The 15,329-nt window shown below is 72.4% G+C and carries 15 protein-coding genes; 11 read left to right on the forward strand and 4 right to left on the reverse strand.

From position 1 onward, the window contains the following. Positions 1-15: 15 nt before the first annotated feature. Entirely contained in the window at positions 16-744 is a 729-nt protein-coding gene (locus ABFY07_RS32550; RefSeq protein ID WP_065966660.1) for a lysophospholipid acyltransferase family protein, read from the reverse strand. Positions 745-993: 249 nt separating this feature from the next. Between ABFY07_RS32550 and ABFY07_RS32555 the strand changes: the two genes are divergently transcribed. The 5 genes from ABFY07_RS32555 (at position 994) to ABFY07_RS32575 (ending at position 6,068) form a co-directional block, all read left to right on the forward strand. Continuing rightward, on the forward strand, positions 994-1,332 hold the full coding sequence (locus ABFY07_RS32555; protein WP_346177935.1) for a TlpA family protein disulfide reductase: 339 nt from the start codon (positions 994-996) through the stop codon (positions 1,330-1,332). A 198-nt stretch (positions 1,333-1,530) separates the two neighbouring features. Then, positions 1,531-2,316 carry an electron transfer flavoprotein subunit beta/FixA family protein gene (locus ABFY07_RS32560; RefSeq protein WP_346177936.1) on the forward strand — a complete coding sequence of 262 codons (786 nt, stop codon included), beginning with the start codon at positions 1,531-1,533 and terminating at the stop codon, positions 2,314-2,316. A gap of 93 nt (positions 2,317-2,409) precedes the next feature. Further along, positions 2,410-3,372 (forward strand): electron transfer flavoprotein subunit alpha/FixB family protein, encoded by a 963-nt coding sequence (locus ABFY07_RS32565; RefSeq protein ID WP_346177937.1) that lies wholly within the window; start codon positions 2,410-2,412, stop codon positions 3,370-3,372. Between the two features lie 167 nt (positions 3,373-3,539). Further along, positions 3,540-4,838, forward strand: coding sequence for a DUF6986 family protein (locus tag ABFY07_RS32570; RefSeq protein ID WP_346177938.1), 1,299 nt, complete (start codon positions 3,540-3,542; stop codon positions 4,836-4,838). 117 nt (positions 4,839-4,955) lie between these two features. Continuing rightward, a complete protein-coding gene (locus ABFY07_RS32575; protein ID WP_346177939.1) occupies positions 4,956-6,068 on the forward strand; it encodes a hypothetical protein in 1,113 nt (370 codons plus the stop codon). On the opposite strand, the gene ABFY07_RS32580 is transcribed toward ABFY07_RS32575, so the two are convergent. After that, positions 6,019-6,651: a GAP family protein gene (locus ABFY07_RS32580; RefSeq protein ID WP_346177940.1), complete on the reverse strand. Its 633-nt coding sequence runs from the start codon at positions 6,649-6,651 to the stop codon at positions 6,019-6,021. The two genes, ABFY07_RS32575 and ABFY07_RS32580, sit on opposite strands and share 50 nt — an antisense overlap. A gap of 178 nt (positions 6,652-6,829) precedes the next feature. Between ABFY07_RS32580 and ABFY07_RS32585 the strand changes: the two genes are divergently transcribed. Beyond that, complete coding sequence (locus ABFY07_RS32585; protein ID WP_065966665.1) at positions 6,830-7,213, forward strand: SHOCT domain-containing protein; 384 nt, start codon at positions 6,830-6,832, stop codon at positions 7,211-7,213. An 18-nt stretch (positions 7,214-7,231) separates the two neighbouring features. Here the strand turns inward: ABFY07_RS32585 and ABFY07_RS32590 are convergent, their stop codons facing one another. Together ABFY07_RS32590 and ABFY07_RS32595 are read right to left on the reverse strand one after the other, a co-directional pair. Beyond that, positions 7,232-7,681, reverse strand: a complete 450-nt coding sequence (locus tag ABFY07_RS32590; protein ID WP_346177941.1) for a hypothetical protein — start codon at positions 7,679-7,681, stop codon at positions 7,232-7,234. A gap of 106 nt (positions 7,682-7,787) precedes the next feature. Then, positions 7,788-8,834, reverse strand: a complete 1,047-nt coding sequence (locus ABFY07_RS32595) for a LacI family DNA-binding transcriptional regulator (RefSeq protein WP_346177942.1) — start codon at positions 8,832-8,834, stop codon at positions 7,788-7,790. A 132-nt stretch (positions 8,835-8,966) separates the two neighbouring features. Here ABFY07_RS32595 and ABFY07_RS32600 point away from each other — a divergent pair, with 132 nt between their 5' ends. The 5 genes from ABFY07_RS32600 (at position 8,967) to ABFY07_RS32620 (ending at position 15,318) form a co-directional block, all read left to right on the forward strand. Continuing rightward, positions 8,967-9,896, forward strand: a complete 930-nt coding sequence (locus ABFY07_RS32600; protein ID WP_346177943.1) for an ROK family protein — start codon at positions 8,967-8,969, stop codon at positions 9,894-9,896. A gap of 157 nt (positions 9,897-10,053) precedes the next feature. Continuing rightward, entirely contained in the window at positions 10,054-12,000 is a 1,947-nt protein-coding gene (locus ABFY07_RS32605) for a serine/threonine-protein kinase (RefSeq protein WP_346177944.1), read from the forward strand. 184 nt (positions 12,001-12,184) lie between these two features. Continuing rightward, entirely contained in the window at positions 12,185-13,468 is a 1,284-nt protein-coding gene (locus ABFY07_RS32610) for an ABC transporter substrate-binding protein (RefSeq protein WP_346177945.1), read from the forward strand. Between the two features lie 12 nt (positions 13,469-13,480). Continuing rightward, positions 13,481-14,395, forward strand: coding sequence for a carbohydrate ABC transporter permease (locus ABFY07_RS32615; protein WP_346177946.1), 915 nt, complete (start codon positions 13,481-13,483; stop codon positions 14,393-14,395). Then, on the forward strand, positions 14,392-15,318 hold the full coding sequence (locus ABFY07_RS32620) for a carbohydrate ABC transporter permease (RefSeq protein WP_346177947.1): 927 nt from the start codon (positions 14,392-14,394) through the stop codon (positions 15,316-15,318). The genes ABFY07_RS32615 and ABFY07_RS32620 overlap by 4 nt, the downstream gene beginning before the upstream one ends. The last annotated feature ends 11 nt before the right edge of the window (positions 15,319-15,329 follow it).

The following is a 15,329-nucleotide window of genomic DNA, read 5'->3' on the forward strand; positions in this document are numbered from 1 at the left end:
CCGGTCAGGGCGGGGTCAGTGGTGGCCCCGCCCGGCCGCCTGCGCCGGGGCCGGCGCGGTGCCGCCCAGGTGGGCCGGCACCCACCAGGTGTCCTCCGCGTTCTTCGGCCGCACCGGATACGCCCGCTGCGCCGCCTCCAGCAGCTCCTGCACCCGGGTGCGCAGCCGCTCGGTCAGCGTGTCCGACGGCTCGGTCGGATCGGCCTCCATGGGCGCGCCCACCCGCACCGTGATCGGGAAGTGGTTGCGGCCCAGATCCCGCTTGTGGCCCTTGGTCCACAGCCGCTGGGTGCCCCACAGCGCCATCGGCAGCAGCGGCACCCCCGACTCCTGGGCCAGCCGGGCCGCGCCCGACTTGAAGTTCTTGAGGGTGAACGACTCGGAGATCGTCGCCTCGGGGAACACCCCGATGATCTCCCCCGAGCGCAGCGCCCGCAGCGCGTGCTTGTACGCGTCCATGCCCGCCGCGCGGTCCACCGGGATGTGCTTCATGGCGCGCATCAGCGGACCGGCGACCTTGTGCCGGAAGACGGATTCCTTGGCCATGAAGCGCACCAGCCGCTTGGCCGGACGGGCGGTCAGCCCGCAGAAGACGAAGTCGAGGTAGCCGATGTGGTTGCTCACCAGAACCGCACCGCCCCGCTTGGGGATGTTCTCGGTGCCCTTGATGTCGAAGCGCAGGTCCAGCGCCTTGAACATGGTGCGGGCGACACCGATCACCGGCGGGTAGACGAGCTCTGCCATAGGGGGACCCTTCATCTTCTCCTGGGAGGGCTCTCCCGACTGAAGTTACGCGGCCGTAGGTTCGGTCTTGTGGCAGATGGTGCCCCATGGCGTGCCGGTCTGCCTACCGGGCGGACCTCTCCGGCCGGGAGATCCTCATCACGTCGGGGCGGAGCGTGCGCCGGGGCGGGCGCGGAGAGGAATGCCCGGGGGTGTCCCGGCGCTGCAACCGGCGGGGGGCGGAGCCGGCGGCGAACGGAAGGACGGCGGGTGCGAAGCGGGCAGGGCGGGACGGACGACGGTGTACGGCTGGGCGCGGCGGAGCTCGGCGCGCCGCTGGGGGAGCGGGCGACGCTCGTGCAGTTCTCCAGCGCCTTCTGCCAGCCCTGCCGGGCCACCCGGCGGGTCCTCGCCGAGGTCGTCCGGATGGTGGACGGCGTGGCGCATCTGGAGATCGACGCCGAGGCGCGTCTGGACCTGGTGCGCGGGCTGGGCGTCGTACGGACCCCCACGGTGCTGGTGCTGGACGCCGGGGGGCGCGTGGTGCGCCGCGCGGCCGGGCAGCCCCGCACGGCGGACGTGATCGCGGCGCTCGGCGCGGTGATCTGAGCCCACCGGGCGCGGCCGTTGGCAAGGTCACAGTTCAACCGGGTTGCCTACGGGGAACACCCTGGATGTACTGGCGAGTAATATTTCGATCGGTGCAGGGCGGTCCCGGTCGCCGACCGGCCGGAATCCGCAACCGATGGCGCCTATGCTGCCTGCACAAGGCAGCTGACGAAGAGACGATGCAGTAGGAGAGCCGGCGTGAGCTTGAGGATCGTTGTCTGTGTGAAGTACGTGCCCGACGCCACCGGCGACCGGCACTTCGCCGAAGACCTGACCGTCGACCGCGACGACGTGGACGGCCTGCTCTCCGAGCTGGACGAGTACGCGGTCGAGCAGGCGCTGCAGATCTCCGAAGAGGCGGACGACGCCGAGATCACCGTGCTGACCGTCGGGCCCGAGGACGCCAAGGACGCGCTGCGCAAGGCGCTGTCCATGGGCGCCGACAAGGCCGTCCACGTGGAGGACGACGACCTGCACGGCACGGACGTCATCGGCACCTCCCTGGTGCTGGCCAAGGCGATCGAGAAGACCGGTTACGACCTGGTCGTCTGCGGCATGGCCTCCACCGACGGCACCATGGGCGTGCTCCCGGCGCTGCTGGCCGAGCGCCTGGGCGTCCCGCAGGTCACGCTCCTGTCGGAGGTCTCGGTCGAGGACGGCACGGTCAAGGGCCGCCGGGACGGCGACACCGCGAGCGAGCTGCTGGAGGCCTCGCTGCCCGCCGTCGTGTCGGTGACGGACCAGTCGGGCGAGGCCCGCTACCCGTCCTTCAAGGGCATCATGGCCGCCAAGAAGAAGCCGGTGACCTCCTGGGACCTGGAGGACCTGGAGATCGACGCGGACGAGGTCGGCCTGGAGGGCGCCTGGACCGCGGTGGACGGCGCCACGGAGCGCCCGGCCCGCACCGCGGGCACGATCGTCAAGGACGAGGGCGAGGGCGGTAAGCAGCTCGCCGCGTTCCTCGCGGAGCGCAAGTTCATCTGAGGAGGCGGTCTCGCGGGTCGGCCTTTCCGCTGACCCGGCCGCGCCCGACGCACCGCCAACCGCCCGTACCTTTCCCGCAGGAGATCGATTCCCATGGCTGAAGTCCTCGTCTATGTCGACCACGTGGACGGCGCCGTCCGTAAGCCCACCCTCGAGCTGCTGACCCTGGCCCGCCGGATCGGCGAGCCCGTGGCCGTCCACCTGGGCCCGGGCGCCGACACGGCCGCCCCGGTGCTCGCCGAGCACGGCGCGGTCAAGGTGCTGACCGCCGACGCGCCCGAGTTCGCCGACTACCTCGTCGTCCCGAAGGTGGACGCGCTGCAGGCCGCCTACAAGGCCGTCTCCCCGGCCGCCGTGCTGGTGCCCTCCTCCGCCGAGGGCAAGGAGATCGCCGCCCGGCTGGCCCTCCGGATCGGCTCGGGCATCATCACCGACGCCGTCGACCTTGAGGCCGGCGCCGAGGGCCCGGTCGCGACCCAGTCGGTGTTCGCCGCCGCCTTCACCACCAAGTCCCGGGTCAGCAACGGCACGCCGGTCATCACGGTCAAGCCGAACTCGGCGGCCGTGGAGGCCGCGCCGGCCGCCGGCACGGTCGAGCCGCTGTCCGTGACCTTCTCGGACCAGGCCACCGGCACGAAGATCACCTCCCGTACGCCGCGCGAGTCCACCGGGCGTCCGGAGCTGACCGAGGCCGCCATCGTGGTCTCCGGCGGCCGGGGCGTCGGCGGCGCGGAGAACTTCCCGATCGTCGAGGCGCTGGCCGACTCGCTCGGCGCCGCCGTGGGCGCCTCGCGCGCCGCGGTGGACGCCGGCTGGTACCCGCACACCAACCAGGTCGGCCAGACCGGCAAGTCGGTCTCCCCGCAGCTGTACATCGCCACCGGTATCTCGGGCGCGATCCAGCACCGGGCCGGCATGCAGACCTCGAAGACGATCGTGGCCGTCAACAAGGACGCCGAGGCCCCGATCTTCGACCTCGTCGACTACGGCGTGGTCGGCGACCTCTTCGAGGTGGTCCCGCAGCTGACCGAGGAGATCAAGACGCGCAAGGGCTGACCCCTCGCCGTACGGCCCCCGCACGCGGACGATGTGCCGTGCGCGGGGGCCGTCCGGGTTTTCGGGCGTCCGCGCGTTCCCGCGGCGGTGTTGACCTGCGATCCGGCCGTCGATAAGTTCGCTTGGCGGATTCTGGATTCCGTATCGCGAAAGGCGAGGGTGTGCGGATGGAGCGGTCAGAGACGTTCGCGACAAGCCTTCCCGGCGCCGTGCGGGACGGCATCGCCGCCTCCCTCGCCGGCGTGGACGCCGAACTCGCGCGCCGCTACCCCGGCGACCCCGGCACCCGCCAGCCCGTCCACACCGTCTACGTCCCCGCCGACCTCCTCACCGCGGGCACCGTCCGCGCCTGGGGCGACCAGGCCCTCGCCGCGCTCGACGCACACGCCCCCGACCCCGCCGCGCTGGCCGCCGTCCTCGGCCTCCGGGACGACCTCGCCGAACCGGTTTACCAGCGGGTGCGCGGCAAACTGGAGCGCGAGCCGGTGGAAGACCTGCGCATCGACTTCGAGGACGGCTACGGCCCGCGCCCCGACGCCGAGGAGGACGCCGCGGCCGCCCGCGCCGCCTCCCTGGTCGCCGCGGCCGTCGCGGACGGCACCGCGCCGCCGTACGTCGGCATCCGCATGAAGTGCATGGAAGCCGCCGTCCGAGACCGGGGCATCCGCACCCTCGACATCTTCCTCACCGGGCTGATGAACGCCGGAGGCCTGCCCCCCGGGCTCCTCCTCACCCTGCCGAAGGTGACCTACACCGAACAGGTCACCGCCATGGCCCGGCTGTGCGGGGAGTTCGAGAAGGCCCACGGCCTGCCCGCGGGCCGGATCGGCTTCGAGATCCAGATCGAGACCACCCAGGCCGTCCTCGGCCCCGACGGCCGCGCCACCGTCGCCCGCATGATCGACGCCGCCGGCGGCCGGGCCACCGGGCTGCACTACGGCACCTTCGACTACAGCGCCTCCTGCGGGGTCAGCGCCGCCCACCAGTCCATGGACCACCCCGTCGCCGACCACGCCAAGGCCGTCATGCAGGTGGCCGCCGCCGGCACCGGCGTCAGGCTCTCCGACGGCTCGACCAACGTCCTCCCCGTCGGGACGACCGAGCAGGTCCACGAGGCCTGGCGGCTCCACCACCGCCTGGTGCGGCGCTCCTTGGCGCGCGCGTACTACCAGGGGTGGGACATGCACCCCGGCCATCTGCCGACCCGATACGCAGCCGTCTACGCCTTCTACCGGGAGGGCCTGCCCCAGGCCGCGTCCCGCCTGGCCGCGTACGTGAACCGCGCGGGCGGCGCCGGGGGCGCCATCGCCGACGAGCCGGCCACGGCCAAGGCCCTGAGCGGCTACCTGCTGCGCGGCCTGGACTGCGGGGCGGTGGACGGCGCCGAGGTGGAGCGCCTCACCGGCCTCCCGCGCGCCACCCTGGACGCCCTGTCCGGCCGCGCCCCCGGCGCGGGCGCGGGCTGACCCCGGCGGCCCCGCGCCGGGGCCCGGGCCGACGCCGGCCCCCGCCGGGTCCGTACCGGCTCACTCCAACGCCTCACCCGGGATGCGGAATCGCCGGGGAAGGCCGGAGATGTTGTCATGACCGGCGCCCCCGACGACCCTCCGGGCAGGCCCCCGACACCACCGCACGACCATGCCGCCGAGGGGGCGGGCGGCGGCCCGCCGCGCCGCCGCGGGGCCCGGGACCTGGCCAGGAGCACCGCCTCGGGGCTGCTCATCGCGCTCGCCTGTCTGCTCGTACCGGTGTGCGTGGTGTCGGCATGGCTCCACGACGTCCTCCTCGACACCGACCGCTACGTGGCGACCGTCCGCCCGCTCGCGAAGGACCCCGCGATCCAGGACGCCGCGCTGCGCCACGTCCGCCGGGCCCTCGACGCCCGGCACAGCGGCCGGGACATCACCTCCGACATCGCCTCCTGGCTTCGCCGCCAAGGGCTGCCGCCGACGGCGGCCGACGCCGTCGAGGGGCTCGGCGCCAAGCTGGATCCGGCCGTCGACCAGGCGTTGACGAGGGTGGCGGCGCATGTCGTGCGCAGCGAACAGTTCCCGGCGGTCTGGGTCGGCGTCAACCGGGCCGCCCACTCCGCCCTCGTCCACGTCCTCACCGGCGAAGGGCACGGGCCGGTCGCGGTGGACGACGACACCGTGACCCTGGACGTGGGCGCGACCGTCGAGAAGGCCAAGCGGCACCTGCTGAACGCCGGATTCTCCTCGGCGGTGGAGATCCCCGAGGTCCACCGCCGCATGGTCCTCTTCCGCTCCGCCGAACTGGACGGGGTGCGCCGGGGAGTGCGCCTGCTGGACCTGGCGGCGGCCTGGCTGCCCGCGCTGAGCGCGGTGCTCGGCGCCTCCGGTGTCCTGCTCGCCCGCCGACGCCGCCGCGCCCTGGCCCGCGCCGCCCTGGGGACCGCCGTCACCTCCCTCGCCCTCGCCGTCGGCCTGGCCGTCGCCCGCCGCTACTGCCTCGACCACGTGCCGCCGCGCGTGCTGTCCAGGGCGGCCACGGCGGACCTCCTCGACGCGCTGCTGCGCGTGCCGCGGGTCGCAGTCCGCACCGTCGGGGCGCTCGGGCTCGTCGTCGCGCTGGCCGCCTGCCTGGCCGGCCGTCGCCGGCCGCGCGGGGTCGGTCGGGACGAGGCTGTCACGGGGTCAGGAGGAGCAGGACGAAGAGCAGACAGGTGCCGATGGTGACCACCCAGCTGTGGGAGGTCAGCCACTCCCGGAGCCTGGGCATGATCTCCCTGGCACGCCGGCCGAGCAGGAGGAAGACCAGCAGGGGCAACGCCGCGACCAGCACCGTCAGCCCGATGAACGGCAGCGCCGCCACCAGCCCCTCGCCCTGCTGCTCCAGGGACGCGCCGACGGTCAGCATCACCACGATGTCGGACGGCATGCACAGGATGACCAGGAAGCCGATGGTGAACGCCCGCCAGGGGCCCGCCTCCATCAGCGAGCCCAGCCACTTCGGCGGCTCGGCCGTCTCCCGCCGCACATAGGCCTTCACCGCGGCGGCGATCAGCAGCGCCACCAGCACGATCTGGACCACCGTGCCGGCCGATCCGCGGTCGGACGGGGAACCCGGCGCGACCACCTGGCCCAACAGCGCGAAGATTCCCCGCGTGATGGCCACCCCCACGGTCGTGGCGATCGCCACCCCGAGGAGGAACGCCAGGGACACCCGCACCGGGCGCGGGGTGGTCACCAGGATGACGGCGGACACGATCTGCGGCCCGGCCATCATGGTGACGGCGAGCGGGAGAATCTGCAGATCCATGGGCTGCCCTCTCCGGCTGTCGCGTCGGGACGACTTCACTGTCTCCATTCGTACGCGCCCGCGCCCGAACGGCATCCGCTGCTGCGCCGACCGGGGGCGGCCGGCAGTCGTAAGCTGAGAGTGTCGACCCCGGGTGGAGCCCGCGTCGGCCCGCCGGCGGGTCGGATGGAGGCGGACGATGAACTATCCACTGCTGAATGTGTTCATGACCACGGTGTGGGTCTTCCTGTGGGTCCTGTGGCTGATGCTGCTGTTCCGCGTGATCGGGGACCTGTTCCGCGATGACTCGATGGGCGGCTGGGCCAAGGCGGGCTGGTGCTTCTTCGTCGTCGTCCTGCCCTTCCTGGGCATCTTCGTGTACCTGGTGGCCCGGGGACGCGGTATGGGCGAGCGCGAGGCGACGGCGGCCCTGAAGGCGGAGGAGGACCTGAAGCAGTTCGTGCGGGAGACCGCCGCGACCGGCCACGCCACGGAGCTGGCCGAGCTGGTGGAGCTCAAGAACCACGGGGACATCACGGCCGAGGAGTACGAGCGGGCCAAGGCCAAGGTGCTCGCGGCCTGAGACCGGCCACCGCGACGCTCAGTACCGCACCGCCGCGCCGATCTGCGCCGTGAGGTGGCCGCTGAGCTTGCGGTGGCTGCGCGCGCTCGCCTTCTTGGACGAGTGGGGCTGGACCGAGGAGATCGTCAGGACGACCACGTCGACCAGATCGCCGTTCGCGTCGCGGAAGTTCACCTCCACGGCGTACTTCACCACGTCGCCCTGCTTGTTGGTGACGGTGATCGGTGCGACGGCGTGGCCGTCCTTGCCGATCGAGACGGCGCCGGCCTTCACGTCGCCCTTCGCTCTCACCCCGTTCTTGATCTTGTCCAGCTCGGACTTCGCGGAGGCGGTCGCCGTGGCGATCGCCCCGGAGGCCCGGGAGGCGGGGGCCGACGAGCCGCCGCCGTTCGAGCATCCGGCGGATGCCAGCACCATGGCAGCCACCAGGCTCCCCGCGCAGAACGTCCCCAGTCGGCACCAGGCCATCGCGCCTCACCTCGTCCCGTCGCACCGTCCGGAAGGCCGCTTCGTCGGACCCAGCCTGACGGCAGGCGGACGGCGCGGCGAGCCGGGTGGTCCGTTGGTGGGCGTGTTACGCGGGCGGCGGGAGCTCCCCCGAGCCGCGGGCGATCAGACGGGTCGGCAGGACCACCCGCCGCGGCTCGGCCCCCGCCCCGTCGAGGCGGCGGAAGAGCAGCTCCGCGGCGGTGCGGCCGAGTTGGGCCGCGTCCTGGGCGATCACGGTGATGCCGGGGGAGAGGAGGTCGGCGAGCTCGAAGTCGTCGAAGCCGACGAGGGCGACCGGCGCGGGGCGCTCGTTCAGCACCCGTACGACGGTGACCGTCACCCGGTTGTTGCCCGCGAACAGGGCGGTGACCGGCTCCGGGGCGTCCAGCATCGCGGCCGTCGCCGCCCGGACCCGGGCCGGGTCGGTGGGGCCGAGGGAGACCCAGGCGTCCTCGACCGGCAGCCCGGCCTCGGCCATCGCCGTCCGGTAGCCGCGCAGCCGCTCCTCGGCGGTGTGGATGCCCGGCTGGTCGCCGATGAAGCCGATGCGGCGGTGGCCGTGGGCGATCAGATGGGCGACGCCGTCGCGCGCGCCGCCGAAGCTGTCGGAGAGCACGGCGTCGGCGTCGATACGGCCCGCCGGGCGGTCCACGAACACCGTGGCGACGCCCGCCGCTATCTCCGGGCCCAGATAGCGGTGGTCGCGCCCGGCCGGGATGACCACGAGGCCGTCGACCCGCCGGGCGCACAGCGCGAGCACCAACTCCTGCTCGCGCTCGGGGTCCTCGGCGCTCGAACCGTTGATCAACAGGGCGCCGTGGGCGCGGGCGACCTCCTCGACGGCGCGGCTCAGCGGCCCGTAGAACGGGTCGGCCAGGTCCTCGAGGACCAGCCCGATGCTGGCGGTGCGGCCCTTGCGGAGGATGCGGGCGCTGTCGTTGCGGCGGAAGCCGAGCGCGGTGATGGCCTCCCGCACGCGCCGCTCGGTGTCGGGCGTCACCCCCGGCTCGCCGTTGACCACCCGCGAGACCGTCTTCAGACCGACCCCGGCGCGCGCGGCGACGTCCTTCATGGTGGGCCGGGTGCCGTAGCGGCGCGAAGTGGTGGCGGTACCCGGGGCGGTTTCGGTCACGGTGCGCTTGTCCCGTCGCTGGTCGTGGTGCGGAAGGGTGTCCGAGCATAGCCCCTGGACAACGTTGTCAGCGGCAGGGAAGACTGTTGCCTCACAGCGATACGCCTATGCCCGCCGGGGGAGTCGATTCCTATGCCACGTGACCTCATCGCCGCACTCGACATCGGTGGGACCAAGATCGCGGGCGCCCTGGTGGACGGCGGCGGCAAGCTGGTGGCGCGGGCCAGGCGCGCCACCCCCGCCCAGGAGGCCGGCGAGATCGTGATGCGCGAGGTCACGGCGGTGCTCGAGGAGCTCTCCGGCTCCGCGCAGTGGTCCCGGGTCGCCGCGGTCGGGATCGGCAGCGCGGGCCCCGTCGACGCCGGCGTCGGCACCGTGAGCCCCGTCAACATCCCGGGCTGGCGCGACTTCCCCCTGGTCGCCGGGGTCCGCGAGACGGTCGGCGACCTGCCGCTCGCCCTGGTCGGCGACGGGGTGGCCATGACGGCGGCCGAGCACTGGCAGGGCGCGGCGCGCGGGCGCACGGGCGCGCTGTGCATGGTGGTCTCCACCGGGGTCGGCGGCGGCCTGGTGCTGGACGGCCGCCTCCACCCCGGCCCCACGGGGAACGCCGGACACATCGGCCACATCAGCGTGGACCTGGACGGCGACCCCTGCCCGTGCGGCGCGCGCGGCTGCGTCGAGCGCATCGCCAGCGGGCCCAACATCGCCCGCCGGGCCCTGGAGGGCGGCTGGCGCCCCGGCCCGGACAGCGATACGAGCGCTGCGGCGGTCGCCGCCTCGGCGCGGGCCGGCGACCCGGTCGCCCGAGCCTCCTTCGAGCGCGCCGCGCAGGCGCTGGCCGCCGGGATCGCGGCCACGGCCACGCTCGTCGAGATCGAGGTGGCCGTGATCGGTGGCGGGGTGGCGGGCGCCGGGGACGTGCTCTTCACGCCCCTGCGGCGCGCGCTGCGCGACTACGCGACGCTGTCCTTCGTCGAGGGCCTGGAGGTCGTGCCCGCGCAGATGGGTACGGACGCCGGCCTGGTCGGCGCGGCCGCGGCGGCGCTCCCGCTCCTTTAGGGGCCCGGTCGGCCAGGGGCTCGGTCCGCCTCCGCGTGGTGGCGGTCCCGGGCCGCCCCTCTCATCGACCGCGCCACGCTGGGGAGTTGAGCGGGACTGTCGGCGGTAGCCCCTAAGCTATTGCGCGACCACGGCTTACCAGGGGGAGTGAGGCACGGTGTCATCGGGGGAGACGGGTGGAGACCTGACCGGCAGGCTGCTGGGCGGTCGGTACCGCGTGACGGGCACGCTCGGCCGGGGCGGCATGGGCGTGGTCTGCAAGGCCGTCGACGAGGTGCTGGGCCGCGAGGTCGCGGTCAAGGTGCTGCGCGCCTACACCGACTCCTCCGGGCCCGAACTCGCCGATCTGCGCGTCCGGATGCGGCGGGAGGCCCGCGCCGCGGCGCGGATCCGGCACTCCGGCGTGATCACGGTCCACGACGTGACGGACGAGGGCGGGCTCCCGGTCATCGTCATGGAGCTGATCGAGGGCCGGTCGCTCGACGATGTGATAGACGAGCGGGGCGTCGTGGACCCCCTGGAGGCCGCGGCGATCGGCGCGAGGGTGGCGGACGCGCTCGCCGCGGGCCATCACGCCGGGGTGCTGCACCGGGACGTGAAGCCCGGCAATGTGCTGCTCGACCACGACGGCCGGGTGGTCCTCACCGACTTCGGCATCGCGAGCATGGAGGCGCCGGGCGACGACGCCACCACCAAGCTGACCCGCAGCGGCGAGCTGATCGGCTCCCTGGACTACCTCGCTCCGGAGCGCGCCCAGGGCCAGGAGCCCGGGGCGGCCTCGGACGTCTGGGCGCTCGGCATGACGCTGTATGCGGCGGTGGAGGGCTCCTCGCCGTTCCGCCGGACCTCGGTGTGGTCGACGCTGACGGCGATCGTCACCGAGCCGCTGCCGGAGCCGCGCCGGGCCGGGCCGCTGACGCCGGTCCTGCACGTGATGATGGACAAGGACCCGGCGACGCGGCCGTCCGCGGCCGAGGCGGGGGCGATGCTGGCGGCCGTGGCGGCGGGGGAGGAGCCGCGGATCGCCCCGCGCGGGGCCGGGCGGACGCCGACGGCGCCCGACGTGCTGGGCTCGGCGGCGGCGCGGCCGCCCGCGGGGCCCGGCGAGCCGCCCTCCGGCGCCCAGCCCGCCGGCCCCCAGCCCCCTGCCTCGTGGCCTCCGGCCGCACCGGCCGCCGCGTTCCCGGCGTCAGGTCCCCAGGCGTCGGGTCACCAGGCCTCCGGCCCCCAGGCGTCGGGTCACCAGCCCTCCGTTCCGCAGGCTTCCGGCCCGGGGGCGTCCTCCGCGCCGCCCGGCTTCGGCCCGCCGTCGGCTGCCGAGGAGCCGCTGGTGGGCGGCGGGGCGCCGGCGGGGCGGCCCGGGCGCGGGCCCGCCCGTAAGAAGGCGCTGATCGCGTCGGCGGTCGCCGCCGTCCTGCTCGCCGGAGGCGTGACGTACGCGCTCGTCGGCGGTGACGACGACAAGACCGCGGCGGTGGGCCAGGGAGGACCGTCGGCGTCCGCGTCCCCCTCCGCCTCGCCGGAGGGCGGGAAGAGCGGCGACAAGGGCCGTACGGACGGGAAGGACGACAAGGGCGGCAAGGACGGGAAGGACGGCGACGGCGCCAAGGGGGACAAGGGCGGGAAGAAGACCGCGCAGCCCGCGGACTCCGGCTCCCCGCCCGTCTCCGGCAAGCCGGGCGGCAGCGGCAAGGGCGCTTCGGGCGGCTCCGGGGGCGACGGTGGCAAGGACGGCGGCAGCGGCGGGCCTTCGGACGGAGGCGGCGACGGCTCCGGGGGCGCGGGCGGCGGCGGTGGCGGCTCGGCGGACCCCGGCCCCTCCCCGGTCTGCCATGACGCCGGTGGCGGGAAGTACAACTGCGACGTGTGGCGCACCGCGACCTCGTACACGGCCGGCGGCGAGCCGATGGGCACCCTCAACCAGGGCCTGAACTACTTCTACTGCCAGCAGAACCTGGGCCGCCGGGAGACCTACGGCAAGTGGACGAACGTGTGGTGGGCCAAGACCGACGACGACAGCGGCCACACCAACGTGTTCATCAGCGACGTGTACATCAAGGGCGGGGACAACGACCAGCCCCTCCCCGGACTGCCCGTGTGCTGACGGCGCGCCCCACCACCCCTCCTCGGCAACTCCTCCGATGACTGACGTGTTGAAGTCTGTTGGAAGAGAACCGGTAACGGTTGTTCGATATCTCGTCATAACTCTTGACTGTCCCCCCGCTTGACCGGTGAGATCCTTTCACTCGCGTTCGGTTGTGTTCGATTGAACCTCCTTGGAGGGGCATATGGCACAGTCCTGTTCGGAACATCGGATCTCCCGTCGCACTCTTCTCCGGGGCACCGCGTTCGGCGCCGGCGCGGTCGCCCTTCCGGCGCTGCTCACCGCCTGCGGAGGCCCCGGCAGCGAGGTCAAGATCGGGTCCAACGCCTCGGACGCCGTTCCCCGCAAGGCCTTCGCCGAGGTGTTCAAGGCCTACGAGAAGAAGTCGGACAAAGAGGTCAAGGTCAACACCGTCAACCACGAGGCGTTCCAGGAGAACATCAACCGCTACCTCAAGGGCACCCCGGACGACGTCTTCATGTGGTTCGCGGGCTACCGCATGCAGTTCTTCGCCCAGCAGGGGCTGCTCGCCGACATCAGCGACGTCTGGGAGGGGGTGAAGGGCTTCTCCGACGCGCTCAAGCAGCAGTCCACCGGCAAGGACGGCAAGCAGTACTTCGTGCCGTACTACTACTACCCCTGGGCGGTCTTCTACCGGAAGAGCGTATTCCAGCAGCACGGCTACGAGATCCCCAAGACCTTCGACGAGTACCGGGCGCTCGCCAAGCGGATGGACAAGGACGGCCTGGACGCGATCGCCTTCGGCGACAAGGACGGCTGGCCCGCCATGGGGACCTTCGACTACCTCAACATGCGGGCCAATGGCTATGACTTCCATATCTCCCTGATGGGCGGCAAGGAGTCCTGGACCGACCCCAGGGTCAAAGCCGTCTTCGACCTGTGGCGCGGGCTGATGCCGTACCACCAGAAGGGGGCCAACGGACGCACCTGGCAGGAGGCCGCGCAGAGCCTGGCGCAGAAGAAGTCGGGCATGGCCGTCTTCGGCCTGCCCCACCCCGGTCAGCAGTTCGCCGAGGCCGACCGGGAGGACCTCGACTTCTTCCCCTTCCCCGAGATCGACTCCGCCTACGGCCGGGACGCGGTGGAGGCCCCGATCGACGGCTTCCTGCTGTCCAAGAAGTCCAAGCGGCAGAAGGAGGGCAAGGAGCTGCTGAAGTACCTCGCCACCCCCGCCGCCGAGGAGATCTACCTCAAGCGGGACCCCAACAACATCGCGGTCAACGAGGGCGCGTCCACCTCCTCGTACAACGCGCTCCAGAAGAAGGCCGTGCGGCTCGTCGCCGACGCCAAGCAGATCTCGCAGTTCATGGACCGCGACACCCGCCCCGACTTCGCGTCCCAGGTGATGATCCGGGCCATCCAGCAGTTCATCAACAACCCGGACGACATCGACTCCCTGACCAAGAGCATCGAGTCCCAGAAGAAGACCATCTTCACCACCGACTAGGAGACCCACGCCGTGCCGCTCACCACCGCGCGGCGTGCCAGGCGGCGGGGCCCGCGGAGGTTCACCTCCCGCGACCTCGCCGTCATCGGCGTGCTGCTGGGCATTCCCGTACTGCTCGACCTCACCCTCGTCTGGGGCCCCACCCTCGCCTCCGTCGGCCTGTCCTTCACCAGCTGGGACGGGATCGGGGACATCCACTGGGTCGGCACCGACAACTACCGCACCCTGTTCACCGACTATCCGCCGTTCTGGCCGGCCGCCCGCAACAACCTGCTCTGGCTGGCCTTTCTGGGCTGTGTGGCGACCCCCTTCGGGCTGCTGCTGGCCGTACTCCTCGACAAGGGCGTCCGGTTCAGCCGCTTCTACCAGTCCACCCTCTACATGCCGGTGGTCCTCTCACTCGCCGTCGTCGGCTTCATCGCCCAGCTGGTCTTCTCCCGCGACCAGGGCGTGCTCAACGCCATCCTCGGGAACACGGACGACCCGGTGGACTGGCTCGGCGACCCCGACCTCAACATCTGGGTGGTGCTGCTGGCCGCCGCCTGGCGGCACACCGGCTATGTGATGATCCTCTACCTGGCCGGGCTGAAGTCCGTGGATCCTGCCCTCAAGGAGGCCGCGGCCCTCGACGGCGCCAATGAGCGGCAGACCTTCTTCCGGGTCGTGCTGCCCACGCTGCGGCCGGTCAACGTCATCGTCGGCGTCATCACCGTCATCGAGGCGCTGCGCGCCTTCGACATCGTCTACGCCATCAACCACGGCCGCAACGGCCTCGAACTGCTCTCCGTGCTCGTCACGGACAACATCATCGGCGAGGCCAGCCGGATCGGCTTCGGATCCGCCATCGCCGTCGTCCTGCTCACCGTGTCCCTGGGATTCATCGTGACCTATCTGGTCCAGGAGTTGCGAGGGGAGAAGAAGGGATGACCACGGCCACCCCGGCCGCACCCCCGCGGCCCTCCGCCCCGCCCTCGCCCGACCGGCACCGGCGCCGCCGGGCACGCCCCGGCCGCCTCGGGCTGCACGCCTTCCTGATGACCGTCTCGCTCGCCTTCCTCGCCCCGCTGCTGCTGGCCGTCTACGCCTCGCTGCGCCCGTACGAGGAGACCGCCGAGCACGGCTACTTCTCGCTGCCCCGCCATCTGTCGTTCGACTACTACAAACAGGCGTTCAGCGACTCGGGGATGAGCAAGTACTTCGTCAACTCGCTGATCATCGCGGTGCCCGGGGTGCTGCTGACGCTCTTCTTCGCCTCCTTCGTCGCCTTCGCCGTCTCCCGGCTGAAGATGCGCGGCGGGCTGGTCCTCCTGATGGTCTTCACGGCCGGGAACCTGCTGCCGCAGCAGGTGATCGTCACCCCGCTGTATGTGCTCTTCACCAAGATCGACCTGCCCTACTGGATGTCGGACTCGATGACGATGTACGACTCCTACTGGGCCGTGATCGCGGTCCAGGTCGCCTTCCAGGTCGGCTTCTGCGTCTTCGTCCTGGCCAATTTCATGCGAGCCCTGCCGCTGGAGATCCTGGAGGCGGCGGTGGTGGACGGCGCGGGGGTGTGGACCCGCTACTGGCGGATCACCCTGCCGCTGTGTCGCCCGGCGCTGGCGGCGCTCGGCACGCTCCAGTTCACCTGGATGTACAACGACTTCCTGTGGGCGCTGGTCTTCGTCTCCGACGGCGACAAGCTCCCCATCACCTCCGCGCTCAACAACCTGCGCGGACAGTTCTTCACGGACTACAACCTGCTGGCGGCGGGCTCGGTGATCGTGGCGCTGCCCACCGTGCTGGTCTTCCTGCTCCTCCAGCGCCACTTCATCGCCGGTCTCACCCTCGGCGCGAGCAAGGGCTGAAGGCCCGCGTC

It is taken from the genome of Streptomyces sparsogenes subsp. cuspidosporus (assembly GCF_039532705.1).
Taxonomy (GTDB): domain Bacteria; phylum Actinomycetota; class Actinomycetes; order Streptomycetales; family Streptomycetaceae; genus Streptomyces; species Streptomyces sparsogenes.